General features: G+C 63.7%; 12 protein-coding genes. 5 read left to right on the forward strand and 7 right to left on the reverse strand.

Annotated features, from left to right (window positions below):
* Positions 1–18: 18 nt before the first annotated feature.
* Complete coding sequence (locus EJ067_RS21775; RefSeq protein WP_126087301.1) at positions 19–681, forward strand: FCD domain-containing protein; 663 nt, start codon at positions 19–21, stop codon at positions 679–681.
* 171 nt (positions 682–852) lie between these two features.
* On the opposite strand, the gene EJ067_RS21780 is transcribed toward EJ067_RS21775, so the two are convergent.
* From EJ067_RS21780 to EJ067_RS21810, 7 genes are all read right to left on the reverse strand, one after another.
* Positions 853–1,836 carry a beta-ketoacyl-ACP synthase III gene (locus tag EJ067_RS21780; protein ID WP_126087302.1) on the reverse strand — a complete coding sequence of 328 codons (984 nt, stop codon included), beginning with the start codon at positions 1,834–1,836 and terminating at the stop codon, positions 853–855.
* Positions 1,833–3,098: an adenosylmethionine--8-amino-7-oxononanoate transaminase gene (locus tag EJ067_RS21785; RefSeq protein WP_126087303.1), complete on the reverse strand. Its 1,266-nt coding sequence runs from the start codon at positions 3,096–3,098 to the stop codon at positions 1,833–1,835. The genes EJ067_RS21780 and EJ067_RS21785 overlap by 4 nt, the downstream gene beginning before the upstream one ends.
* On the reverse strand, positions 3,095–3,733 hold the full coding sequence (bioD, locus tag EJ067_RS21790; RefSeq protein WP_126087304.1) for a dethiobiotin synthase: 639 nt from the start codon (positions 3,731–3,733) through the stop codon (positions 3,095–3,097). Before bioD ends, EJ067_RS21785 begins: the two co-directional genes overlap by 4 nt.
* Positions 3,730–4,884 (reverse strand): 8-amino-7-oxononanoate synthase, encoded by a 1,155-nt coding sequence (locus EJ067_RS21795; protein WP_126087305.1) that lies wholly within the window; start codon positions 4,882–4,884, stop codon positions 3,730–3,732. The genes bioD and EJ067_RS21795 overlap by 4 nt, the downstream gene beginning before the upstream one ends.
* A complete protein-coding gene (bioB, locus tag EJ067_RS21800) occupies positions 4,881–5,879 on the reverse strand; it encodes a biotin synthase BioB (protein WP_126087306.1) in 999 nt (332 codons plus the stop codon). Before bioB ends, EJ067_RS21795 begins: the two co-directional genes overlap by 4 nt.
* 84 nt (positions 5,880–5,963) lie before the next feature.
* Positions 5,964–6,413 (reverse strand): aspartate 1-decarboxylase, encoded by a 450-nt coding sequence (panD, locus tag EJ067_RS21805; RefSeq protein ID WP_126087307.1) that lies wholly within the window; start codon positions 6,411–6,413, stop codon positions 5,964–5,966.
* A gap of 324 nt (positions 6,414–6,737) precedes the next feature.
* The gene (locus EJ067_RS21810; RefSeq protein WP_126087308.1) at positions 6,738–7,484 is read right to left on the reverse strand and encodes a 3-oxoacyl-ACP reductase family protein; all 747 of its coding nucleotides are present in this window, start codon (positions 7,482–7,484) and stop codon (positions 6,738–6,740) included.
* Between the two features lie 283 nt (positions 7,485–7,767).
* Between EJ067_RS21810 and EJ067_RS21815 the strand changes: the two genes are divergently transcribed.
* Genes EJ067_RS21815 through EJ067_RS21830 form a run of 4 tightly spaced genes read left to right on the forward strand, consistent with a single transcriptional unit; the run spans position 7,768 to position 11,698 of the window.
* Positions 7,768–9,054: a Re/Si-specific NAD(P)(+) transhydrogenase subunit alpha gene (locus tag EJ067_RS21815; RefSeq protein WP_126087309.1), complete on the forward strand. Its 1,287-nt coding sequence runs from the start codon at positions 7,768–7,770 to the stop codon at positions 9,052–9,054.
* The gene (locus EJ067_RS21820; protein ID WP_040974911.1) at positions 9,054–9,476 is read left to right on the forward strand and encodes an NAD(P) transhydrogenase subunit alpha; all 423 of its coding nucleotides are present in this window, start codon (positions 9,054–9,056) and stop codon (positions 9,474–9,476) included. Before EJ067_RS21815 ends, EJ067_RS21820 begins: the two co-directional genes overlap by 1 nt.
* A 1-nt stretch (position 9,477) precedes the next feature.
* A complete protein-coding gene (locus EJ067_RS21825; protein WP_126087310.1) occupies positions 9,478–10,875 on the forward strand; it encodes an NAD(P)(+) transhydrogenase (Re/Si-specific) subunit beta in 1,398 nt (465 codons plus the stop codon).
* Between the two features lie 13 nt (positions 10,876–10,888).
* Positions 10,889–11,698 (forward strand): SDR family oxidoreductase, encoded by an 810-nt coding sequence (locus EJ067_RS21830; protein ID WP_126087311.1) that lies wholly within the window; start codon positions 10,889–10,891, stop codon positions 11,696–11,698.
* The last annotated feature ends 7 nt before the right edge of the window (positions 11,699–11,705 follow it).

Here is an 11,705-nt window from a genome sequence, read left to right on the forward strand (position 1 = left end):
CAGATAAGCGAAATTAAGATGGATCCGATTGCCCGCACTATTGCCAACGACGTCTACGAGCAGCTTCGTCACGATATCATTTCGTGTCGCATGCTGCCGGGTTCCAAGATCAATATACAGGCTCTCGTGCAGAAGTATGACGTGAGCCTGGGCGCTGTCCGCGAAGCGCTATCGAAACTTTCGGCTGAGGGCCTTGTCGACGCAAGAGCGCAGCGCGGATACACGGTCTCAGACGTGTCCCCCGAAGATCTCGCTGAACTAACTGACGCCCGCGTCCGCATCGAGCAGGAGTGCCTCAAGCTCGCTATCGAGAAAGGCGGGTTAGAATGGGAGACTGATATCGTGGCCGCACTTCACCGTCTCAGCCACACGCCATACACGATACCCGGCGACACTGCTATCCTGGATCAGCGCTGGGTCAAGGCGCATCGCGAATTTCACCGCGCTTTGGTTTCGGGTTGTGACAACCGCTGGCTGCTTCGTATCCGCTCGCAACTGTACGATCAGAGCGAACGCTACCGTCAGCTCTCTGTGCCGCTAGCAAGATCAGAACGCGATGTAGCGCGAGAGCACAGGGATATCGCAGATGCTGTCATTGCCCGAGATGTCACGCGCGCCTGCGCGGCGATAGCATCGCACATGTGGACGACGACGCAGATCGTCACGACCGGGCTGAGCTGAGTACAACTCCAAGCTTACTATACGAAACTGCAGCGCTGAAACACGCCTTGGCCAAATGCTGAACGAGGCCGCTGTGTGTTGGGTTCACGGCAAAGGTCGGCTTTCTAGTAGTAGTTCAATCATTCGGAAGAGGACGATCTGCTTACGGCCCAAGAGGCACGAGATTCCGACCTAAACGCCAACCACCAGCGCCCCGCCAGTCAGGCCCGCGCCGGCGGCCGCCAGCAGCAGCTTCTCGCCCGACCGAAAGGGGTTGGCACCGTGGGCGATCGACAGCGACAGAGGGATCGTTGCGGCCGACGAGTTGCCATAGTCTGCGATGGTCTTGACGATGCGCTCATCCTCGATGCCGAGCGACTTGCCGACCGCGTTGAAAATGCGGGCATTTGCCTGATGCGGCACGAAGCGGGCGATGTCCGGCGCCGAAAGGCCGGCGGCCGCCAGCGCCTCGCTTGCACAGCGGCTCATCATCTCCACAGCCTTGACGAAGACGTCGCGGCCATTGGCGATGGTCATGCGGGTTTCGGCGATGTCGATCTCTTCCGCGAAGGGACGGTTGCTGCCGCCGGCCGGGATATGGATCAGGTCGTAGGCAGAACCGTCCGAGGCGAGCGAGGAACCGAGGATGCCGTGACCGGGATCGATTGATGGGGCGAGCACCACTGCGCCGGCGGCATCGGCGAACAGCACGGCGCTCGCCCGCTCGGCCGGATTGATCCGGCGGCTCAATATGTTGGCTGCGATGACGACGGCCGGTTTGTTGTTGAGGCGCACGAAGCCGTCGGCGAAGGTCATGGCGTAGATGAACCCCGCGCAGGCACCCGCGAGGTCGACTCCTCCGGCCTTTTCGAGGCCGAGCCTGTGCGCCACCAGCGGCGCGCTCGGCGGCAGGAGATGGTCCGGCGTTGAAGTTGCCAGGAGAAGCAGGCCGATATCTTTGCGATCGATGCCGGCGGTCTCAAGCGCCATGTCGCCCGCATTGGCCGCCAGCCAGGAAAGCGTATCGCCGGGCTCCGCGCAGAAGCGCGAGCGGATGCCGGTTCGCCCTTCGATCCAGCCCTCTTCCAGCCCGAGGCTTGCCTCGATCTCGGCATTGCCGACTTTTCGAGCCGGCACGTGATGGCCCAGGCCTATGATGCGCGCCGTGCGGTTCATCTCTTGTTGCCCGCAAGGCCGGCAGCCTCGTCGATAGCGTCGTAAAGCCGGTCGAGCTCGTCCGATGTGACGCAATAGGGCGGCAGCACGTAGATGACGTTGCCCAGCGGTCTCACCAGCAATCCGCGCTCGAGGAAGAAGGCGCGCAGTTTTGGCCCGACCTCGGCGAGATAGCCTGCATTGCCGACTCGGAGGTCGAGCGCCGCGATTGTGCCGCTGGTGCGTACATTCTCGAAATGCGGATCCCGACTGAACCGCGCAACCTTTTCCGCTTGCATCCGCGACAGCGCAGCTATGCGTTCCACCACCGGCTCGTCGTTCCAGATGCCGACATTCGCGCGCGCCGCCGCGCAGGCGATCGGATTCGCCGTGTAGGAGCTCGAATGGAAGAAGGTCCTGGCGCGATCGCTGGAATAATGCGCGCGGAAGATCGCCTCGGTGGCAAGCGTCGCCGCAAGCGGCAGCGAGCCGCCCGTCAGCCCCTTGGAGGTACACAATATGTCGGGCGCGACCGCTGCCTGCTCGCAGGCGAAGATAGTGCCGGTGCGGCCCCAGCCGGTCATGACTTCGTCGGCGATGAAAAGCGTCTCGGTGCGCTCGGCAATGCGTTTGAGCTCGGCAAGGATCCAGGCAGGATACATGAGCATGCCTCCGGCGCCTAGCACCAGCGGCTCGACGATCAGCGCGGCAACCTGCCGGTCGCGCGCCAGCCGTTCGAAGGCATCGAGCGTTTTTTGCTCCCAGCCCGACGCGGGGAAGGGGATGGTGTCGACCTCGAACAGCAGCGGCTCGTAAGCGGCGTTGAAGACGCCGCGCGCGCCGACGCTCATCGTGCCGATGGTGTCGCCGTGATAGCTGTGTTCCATCACGACGATGCGCGAGCGGGGTGCGCCGTTGTTGCGATGAAAGCCGAGCGCCATTTTAAGCGCCACCTCGACGCTGGTCGAGCCGCTGTCCGAGTAAAAGACCCAGTCGAGACCCGGCAATGCCATGTCGACCAGCGCCGACGCCAATTGCTCGGCAGGCTCGTGGCTGAGGCCGGCGAAGATCACCTGGTCGAGAGTCTCGGTCGCGTTGCGGATCGCCTCGATGATCTTCGGGTGGCGATGGCCGTGGGTGACGACCCACCAGGAGGAGATCGCATCGAGTATGCGCTTGCCGTCGCGCGTCTCGACATAGGCGCCCTCGGTGCGCACGATCGTCGGCGGCGCCGGCTCGGTGGCATGTTGGGTGAAGGGATGCCAGACAGTGGAGCGGTTCATGCCCGGGCCTCCATGAACTCGGCGACGTTGAACGCGGCCCGCATCGCCGCCGAAAGCGCCTCGGGCGTCAGCGGATCGAGACGCGGCAGACGACCGAGCACGCGAACCTTGCCCATTTCGGCGATCGTCCTTTGCGTATCGGCCATCTCGCCGCCGATGAACGCGATGCCGAGCAACGGAATGGAGCGGGCACGCAGAGCTTCCAACGAAAGCAAGGTGTGATTGATGGTGCCGAGCGCTGTGCGTGCGCAAAGAATGACCGGCAGTTGCCAATCCCGGAAAATATCGATGAACCTCGTCTGCCGATTGAGCGGCACCATCAGCCCGCCGGCACCTTCGATGATGAGTGGGCCGGCCAACTCCGGAAGCGAGAGCTTTGCCGCCTCGATCGCGACGCCATCGATTTCGGCCGATCGATGCGGCGACAGAGGCGTCTTCAGACGGTATACTTCCGGCAGGACGCGCCCTGAAGGTAGGCCAGAAAGCCGGGCAACGACCTCGCTGTCGGTCTCTTCGTCGAGGCCCGATTGCACCGGCTTCCAATAGAAGCCGTTAAGCAGCCCCGCTAGACCGGCCGAAAACACCGTCTTGCCGACACCGGTGTCGGTGCCGGTCACGATGAAGCGTGCCGTCATGGTCTGCGCTCCCATTCCTCGGCAAGAGCATCGAACAGCGTCGAAACATCTGCTTCGTCGACATTCAGCGTCAGCGAGATGCGCAGCCTCGCCGTGCCCTCTGGCACGGTTGGTGGGCGGATGCCGCGTACGTCGAAACCGCGCGACTGCAGAGCCTCAGCCAGCGCCATGGCACGGGCATTGTCGCCGACGATGATCGGCAGGATCTGCGAACCGCTCGCCGGCAAGCCAAGGTTAGCGGCCCTCTTGCCTGCAAGCGCGACCAGCCACGCCAGCCGCTCACGGCGATCCGGTTCGTCGGCAACGATGTCGAGGGCCGTTGCCGCCGCCACTGCCATCAGCGGTGAGGGCGCGGTGGCGTAGATGAAGGGCCGACAGCGGTTGACCAGATAGTCGCACAGCAGCGCGGGCGCTGTGACCAGCGCGCCGGATGCGCCAAGCGCCTTGCCGCAGGTATGCAGCACCACGACATCGTCGCGGCCTTCGAGATCGTGCGCGAAGCCGCGCCCATCCGGGCCGCAGACGCCGGTGGCGTGCGCCTCGTCGACGAACAGGAATGCGTCGTGCCGATCCGCGACTTCGATCAATTCGCCGAGCGGCGCCCGGTCGCCGTCCATGCTGTAGAGACTCTCGACCACGATCCAGGCACGGCCGGCGCCGCCTCTTGTGCGCCATGCGCGGATCGCATCGTCCACGGCATTTGCATCGTTGTGCGCGGCTTCCGTCACTTCGGCACGGCCGGCCCGCGCCCCCTCATGGGCGCTGGCATGGATGAGTTCGTCCAGCACCACCAGGTCACCCTTCTGGGGCAAGGTCGTGAGCACCGCGAAATTGGCGACATAGCCGCCGCCGAAGAAAAGGGCGCGCTCCGTGCCGAAGAAGCCGGCTGCCTTGGCTTCGAGCGCCTCATGCTCAGGCGTATTGCCGCGCAAGAGCCGCGACCCTGTCGCCCCGACGGGTGTGCCTGCGGCGAGTGCCGCGGCGACCGCCTCCGCCAAACGCTTCGAGCGCGCGAGACCGAGATAGTCGTTGGAGGCGAAGTCGAGCCCGGCGCGACCGCCTAGGGCCCGCAACCGGTTCTTGCGGGCCAACCCGCGCAGACTGGCCTCGTAGCGGTCGAGCAAGGCTCGCCCGTTCGCTCGGCCCTTCACTGGGCGTCGCGCTCCATCGGCTTGATGCCCAGCCGGCGAAACAGCGCGCTGTCCTTGTCCTCGCCTGGATTTTCGGCGGTCAGCAAGGTGTCGCCGACGAAGATGGAGTTGGCGCCGGCGAAGAAGCACAGCGCCTGCATCTCGTCGCTCATCGCCGTGCGGCCGGCCGAAAGCCGCACATGCGACTTCGGCATCATGATGCGGGCAAGCGCGATTGCGCGCACAAATTCGATCGGCTCGATCGGCTCGGCCTCGCCGAGCGGCGTGCCCTCGATCGGGATCAGCATGTTGATCGGCACGCTGTCGGGCGGCTCCGGGAGGTTGGCTAAAGTCACCAGCATGTCGATGCGGTCGGCCTTCTCCTCGCCCATGCCGACGATGCCGCCGCAGCAGACCTTGATGCCGCTGTCGCGGACATTGGCGAGGGTGTCCAGCCGGTCGGCGAAGGTCCGCGTCGAGATGATCTCGCTGTAGTAGCGCTCGGAGGTATCGATGTTGTGGTTGTAGTAGTCGAGCCCGGCCTGCTTGAGCCGCTGCGCCTGGTCGAGGTCGAGCATGCCGAGCGTCATGCAGGTTTCCATGCCAAGCGCCTTCACGCCCTCGACCATGGCGGCCACCGCGTCCATGTCGCGCTCCTTGGGGCTGCGCCAGGCGGCTCCCATGCAATAGCGGGTAGCGCCCGCATCGCGCGCCTTCCTGGCCTCGGCGACGACGCGCTCAACCTCCATCAGCTTCGAGGCCTTGAGGCCCGACTGGTGATGCGCGGACTGGCTGCAATAGCCGCAATCCTCTGGACAGCCGCCGGTCTTGATCGAAAGCAGGCGCGACAGCTGCACCCGGTTGGGATCGAAATTCTCGCGATGGATCGTCTGGGCTCGGAAGAGCAGGTCGTTGAAGGGCAGGTCGTAGACTGCTTGGGCCGCTTCGCGGTTCCATTGAATGGAGGCCTCGTGGGCCGACCTCAAGGCGGCGTTCAACTGTGGTTCGGCGTTCATTCCATCTCCATCGTCAGTATGTCCATTCGGTACTGGTTCCGCCCAACTGGGGTTGAACTTTCCGCAGCGGCCAGCTTGGCCAATTTATCCGCCCACGAGCGCCGGTATCGGCAGAGCTTCGCGGACCTCATTGAGGATCGAGAAGCTGTAGCCTCCGTCCGCGTTATGCTCAACCGAATAGGTCAGGCGGCTAGCGATGCAATTGTCCTTGTCGAAGGTCAGCACGCGCGGCTTGAGCGTGGTCAGTTCTCTCTCGTGCATATAGACCGAGTTGCAGATGATGACCTGATCGCCTGGCTGGCAGGTGCGGGCCGCGGCGCCGTTAAGGATACAGCAGCGCGATCCCCTTTCGCCAAGGATGACATAGGTCGAGATCCGTGCGCCTGAATTCTTGTTCCAGATATCTACGAATTCCATCGGCAGGATGCCTGCCTCCTCGCAATGGTCGGGGTCCAGCGTGATCGAGCCGTGGTAATCGAGGTTGGCTTCGGTGACATAGATGCCGTGCAGCTTACCGGCGACGATTTTGCGCATGCACTTCCTCCAAAACAGCTAGCGACACTAATGCAACCGCGTCGAGCCCCTCATTCGCCTCGGCGGCTACGACTGGCCGCAAAGCGACTCTCCATCAGGTGCGCGGGTTTCTGGTCGTGGCCGTATGCGCTTTGATCGAAATCCAATGTGGCTCTACCGGCGTGCGCGGTGCGCACTGGGCCGTTCTGGACGTGATCGGGCCTGCCCATCATGCCTGCCACCATTTCTTTCTCGACGCTGGCACCAGCGACCGTCGTTCGCGGGCCGCTCGTGCAACGCGGGGGCTACTTTGCGAGCTGTCTACGCAGTCATATTGTTCGACTGTCAAGCGTTAGATCCGCGATCGATGGTGTACACGGAACCGGTGACGCTTGCCGCGCCTGGCCCGGCAAGCCATGCGACAAGACCAGCTACGTCTTCGGGGGTGGCGAAGCGTCCCGGCAGCGCCATGCGCGCCCGCTGATTGTCGGCGAACGCCCCATCGGCAGGGTTCATTTCCGTATCTGTGGAACCTGGCTGAACGACGTTTACGGTTATGCCTTTCTGGCCGAGTTCGCGGGCGAGGGCTTTGGACATGCCGACAAGGGCGGCCTTGCTCATGGAATACAGGCTTAAGCCCGGTCGAGGCGCTCGATCAGCAAGATTGCTGCCGATTGAAATGATCCTTCCGCCCGCACGCATTTGGCGGCCAGCCGCGCGGCAAGCTAGAAAGGGAGCTCGTACGTTGATTGCAATGGTCTGCTCAAAATCCTCGAGCGTGAAGTCCTCAATTGGCCCGGTGTGCAGAATCCCAGCGTTGTTGACGAGAATGTCCAGACCTCCGAGCTTGGCGATCGTTTCATTCACGGCAAGATCCATTGCTTCAGCGGCCAGATTGTCGGCACAGATAGCGATGGCGTTGCGGCCGATGGCCTCCATTTCCTTGACCACTTCATCGGCTTTGTCTTTGGCCGAAGTGTAAGTGATGGCGACGTTCGCACCGTCGCGCGCAAGTTGCTTCGCTATTGCGGCGCCGATGCCGCGGCTGCCTCCTGTGACCAAGGCGATCTTGCCTTCAAGTGCAGAGCTCATCGACTAATCCTCCCGAGTGATGCCGTCATTCTCTTCGCAATAACCATGCCATTCCGCTGGCAGCCAGGGATGGCGAGAAAAACATCAACCCAAGCGCTGACCTTCACGCGCACGCCGGTGCTGGCTGTCCTTGATAAACACATGATGTTGCCGCCGGAAACACCGGGATCCCCCTGCCTGGAAACAGACGAGTAGCTGGTAGCCAGTTACTCGGCCTCCATCCTCTCTGGCACGGGACTTGCTACTGAGCGTGGCAACGAACCCAACAGAAAGATCAACCCGTTTGGCAGCGACGCAAACCATATTCATCCCTCGTGAGCTTGATGCGAACGAGCCGCGTGTCGCGGCCTCGCCTGAGACGGTGAAGCGGCTGGTTGGTCTGGGCTTCGAGGTGATCGTGGAGAAGGGCGCCGGCCTCGGCTCGCGCATCATCGATCAGGATTTTGCCGCGGCGGGTGCCGCGATCGGCAAGGCTGCCGACGCGTCGAAGGCCGACGTGGTGCTCAAAGTGCGCCGGCCGACGGATGCGGAGCTGAAGGGCTACAAGCCGGGCGCGGCCGTCATCGCCATCATGGACCCCTACGGCAACGATGCGGCGGTGGCCGCGATGGCCAAGGCCGGCATCACCGCCTTCTCGATGGAGTTCATGCCGCGCATCACCCGCGCGCAGGTGATGGACGTGCTGTCCTCGCAGGCCAATCTCGCCGGCTACCAGGCGGTGGTCGACGCGGCCGCCGAATATGACCGCGCGCTGCCGATGATGATGACGGCGGCGGGCACCGTGCCGGCGGCCAAAACCTTCATCATGGGCGTCGGCGTCGCCGGCCTGCAGGCGATCGCCACCGCGCGCCGCCTCGGCGCCGTCGTCACCGCCACGGACGTGCGCCCGGCGGTGAAGGAGCAGGTGCAGTCGCTCGGCGCCAAGTTCCTGGCGGTCGAGGACGAGGAGTTCAAGGCGGCCGAGACCGCCGGCGGCTACGCCAAGGAAATGTCGAAGGAATACCAGGCCAAGCAGGCGGCGCTGACCGCCGAGCACATCGCCAAGCAGGACATCGTCATCACCACGGCGCTGATCCCCGGCCGTGCGGCGCCGAAGCTGGTCTCCGCGGCCATGGTCGCCTCCATGAAGCCGGGCTCGGTGATCGTCGATCTCGCCGTCGAGCGCGGCGGCAATGTCGAGGGCGCGGTGCCCGGCAAGGTCGTGACGACGGAAAACGGCGTCAAGATCGTCGGCCATCTCAACGTGCCTGGCCGCGTCGCGGCCTCGGCATCACTGCTCTATGCCAAGAACCTCTACGCCTTCCTCGAGACGATGGTCGACAAGGCAACGAAAGAGCTTGCCATCAAGCGCGACGACGAACTGGTCAAGGCGACGATGCTGACCGATGGCGGCCAGGTCGTGCATCCGAACTTCTCCAAGGCGGCGGAGGCGCCGCGCACCGAACCGGCGGCCATTCCCGCCACGATCATTGTCGCTGACGCCTCGACCAAGCCGGTCGCGAAGAAGACAGCGGCGAAGAAGCCTGCCGCAGCCAAGTCGGCCTCGTCCAAGTCGAAAGGGACCGCGTGATGGAACAGCTGCAAAAAGCCCTCGACCAGCTCGATCAGGCGACCGCCGCCGTCCGCCTTGCGGTGCAGGATCTGGCCAATGCGCCCGCCGGCGCCGAGGCTGCCGGCAACGCGGCGCATGCGCTCTCCGGCGGCGCCATCGACCCCTTCGTCTTCCGCTTCGCCATCTTCGTGCTGGCGATCTTCGTCGGCTATTATGTCGTCTGGTCGGTGACCCCGGCGCTGCACACGCCGCTGATGGCCGTCACCAACGCCATCTCCTCGGTCATCGTCGTCGGCGCGCTGCTTGCCGTCGGCATCGCGGCTTCCGGCCTTGCGGCGGGCTTCGGCTTCGTCGCCCTGGTGCTGGTCTCGGTCAACATCTTCGGCGGCTTCCTCGTCACCCAGCGCATGCTGGCCATGTACAAGAAGAAGGAAAAGTGACGTGACCGTCAATCTCGCCTCCTTCCTCTATCTGGTCTCCGGCATCCTGTTCATCCTGGCGCTGCGTGGCCTCTCGCATCCGACCACCAGCCGCCAGGGCAATCTCTACGGCATGATCGGCATGGGCATTGCTCTATGCACGACGCTGGCGCTGGCGCTGCCCTCGGCTGGGCGCTTCGGCCTGATCGTGCTGGGTCTCGCCATCGGCGGCGGCGTCGGCGCCTATGTGGCCCGCCGCATCGCCATGACCTCGATGCCGCAGCTTGTCGCCGCCTTCCACAGCCTCGTCGGCTTCGCCGCCGTCATGGTGGCGGCCGCCGCCATCTATGCGCCGGAAAGCTTCGGCATCGGCACGGCGGGCGACATCCATGCCCAGGCGCTCATCGAGATGAGCCTGGGTGTGGCCATCGGCGCCATCACCTTCACCGGCTCGGTCATCGCCTTCCTCAAGCTCGACGGCCGCATGTCGGGCAAGCCGATCATGATCGGCGGCCGCCATCTCATCAACATCGCGCTCGGCATCGCCCTTGTGGTGCTGATCGTGCTGCTCGTCACCACCGAATCCAAGCTGGTCTTCTGGCTGATCGTCGCCGCCTCGCTGGTGCTCGGCGTGCTGTTGATCATCCCGATCGGCGGCGCCGACATGCCGGTCGTGGTGTCGATGCTGAATTCTTACTCGGGCTGGGCTGCCGCGGCACTTGGCTTCACGCTCGGCAATCTGGCGCTGATCATCACCGGCGCGCTGGTCGGCTCGTCGGGTGCGATCCTGTCCTACATCATGTGCAAGGGCATGAACCGCTCCTTCATCTCGGTCATCCTCGGCGGCTTCGGCGGCGAGACGGCGGCAGTTGCCGACGACGGCGTCGAGCGCACCGTCAAGCAGGGCTCGGCCGACGACGCCGCCTATCTGATGATGAACGCGCAGAAGGTCATCATCGTGCCCGGCTACGGCATGGCGGTCGCCCAGGCGCAGCACGCGCTGCGCGAGATGGCCGACAAGCTCAAGGCCAACGGCGTCGAGGTGAAATACGCCATCCATCCGGTCGCCGGCCGCATGCCCGGCCACATGAACGTTCTGCTCGCCGAGGCCAACGTGCCTTATGACGAGGTGTTCGAGCTCGAGGACATCAACTCCGAATTCGCGCAGGCCGACGTCGCCTATGTCATCGGCGCCAACGACGTCACCAACCCGTCCGCGCGCGACGACAAGGCCTCGCCGATCTTCGGCATGCCGATCCTCGACGTCGACAAGGCCCGCACCTGCCTCTTCGTCAAGCGCTCGCTCGGCTCCGGCTACGCCGGCATCGACAACACGCTGTTCTACAAGGACGGCACCATGATGCTGCTCGGCGACGCCAAGAAGATGACCGAGGAAATCGTCAAGGCCATGGATCACTGACGATGGGTGGCTTTTGACTGAGTTTTCAACGACGAATGAAGCTCTCGCGCCGAAGAAGAAGGTTGCACTGGTGACCGGCGCTAGCCGCGGCATTGGTCGGGCTATCGCGTTGGAACTCGCAAGAGCCGGCTTTTCCCTTTGCTTGGCTGCGCGCGACAGCCAGTCTCTCGCGGAAACGCAACAGTCTGCGACAGCACTTTCTGGCAAGCCAGCAGCTGCCATTGTTGCAGATCTGAAAAAGCCTGACGCTCCACACCGTTGCATCGAGTTTGCACTAGGTCAGTTCGGCCAGCTCGATCTTCTGGTCAACTGCGCGGGCGCTACCAGGCGTGGAGAGTTTCTGGATTTTACCTTCGAGGATTGGCTGGATGGGTTCGCGCTCAAGTTTCACGCGAGCGTGCTTCTGTGCCGGGCGGCGTGGCCGCATCTGGCTTCACGCAGCGGCTCAATAATCAACATTATCGGCTCGAGCTCTCGCACGCCAAGCGCAGATTTCACAATTGGCGGCGCGGTCAATTCCGCGCTGCTGAACCTTACAAAGGCCTTGGCTGACAAGGGAAGTCGCGATGGCGTTCGTGTGAACGCAGTAAACCCGGGCTATATCAAATCGGGTCGGTTGTACGCCCGTATCGAGTCCCTGATGAAAGAGCGACAGTTGAGCGAAAGCGCCGCCGAGGAAGAACTGCTCACGGCCTACCAGATCGGACACTTCGGATCCCCACAGGATGTAGCGCAGCTTGTTGCTTTTCTTGCCTCCGATCAGTCTGCCTACATCCAGGGCGCCACAATCGATATCGACGGCGGCGCTACCCGTGGGATCTAGTTTGATG

The organism is Mesorhizobium sp. M1D.F.Ca.ET.043.01.1.1 (assembly GCF_003952385.1).
Classification (GTDB): Bacteria; Pseudomonadota; Alphaproteobacteria; order Rhizobiales; family Rhizobiaceae; genus Mesorhizobium.

Coding starts and splice junctions, on each gene's coding strand:
- EJ067_RS21775 (WP_126087301.1), top strand. CDS start 19: ATGGATCCGATTGCCCGCACTATTGCCAACGACGTCTACGAGCAGCTT.
- EJ067_RS21780 (WP_126087302.1), bottom strand. CDS start 1,836: ATGAACCGCACGGCGCGCATCATAGGCCTGGGCCATCACGTGCCGGCT.
- EJ067_RS21785 (WP_126087303.1), bottom strand. CDS start 3,098: ATGAACCGCTCCACTGTCTGGCATCCCTTCACCCAACATGCCACCGAG.
- bioD (WP_126087304.1), bottom strand. CDS start 3,733: ATGACGGCACGCTTCATCGTGACCGGCACCGACACCGGTGTCGGCAAG.
- bioB (WP_126087306.1), bottom strand. CDS start 5,879: ATGAACGCCGAACCACAGTTGAACGCCGCCTTGAGGTCGGCCCACGAG.
- panD (WP_126087307.1), bottom strand. CDS start 6,413: ATGCGCAAAATCGTCGCCGGTAAGCTGCACGGCATCTATGTCACCGAA.
- EJ067_RS21810 (WP_126087308.1), bottom strand. CDS start 7,484: ATGAGCTCTGCACTTGAAGGCAAGATCGCCTTGGTCACAGGAGGCAGC.
- EJ067_RS21820 (WP_040974911.1), top strand. CDS start 9,054: ATGGAACAGCTGCAAAAAGCCCTCGACCAGCTCGATCAGGCGACCGCC.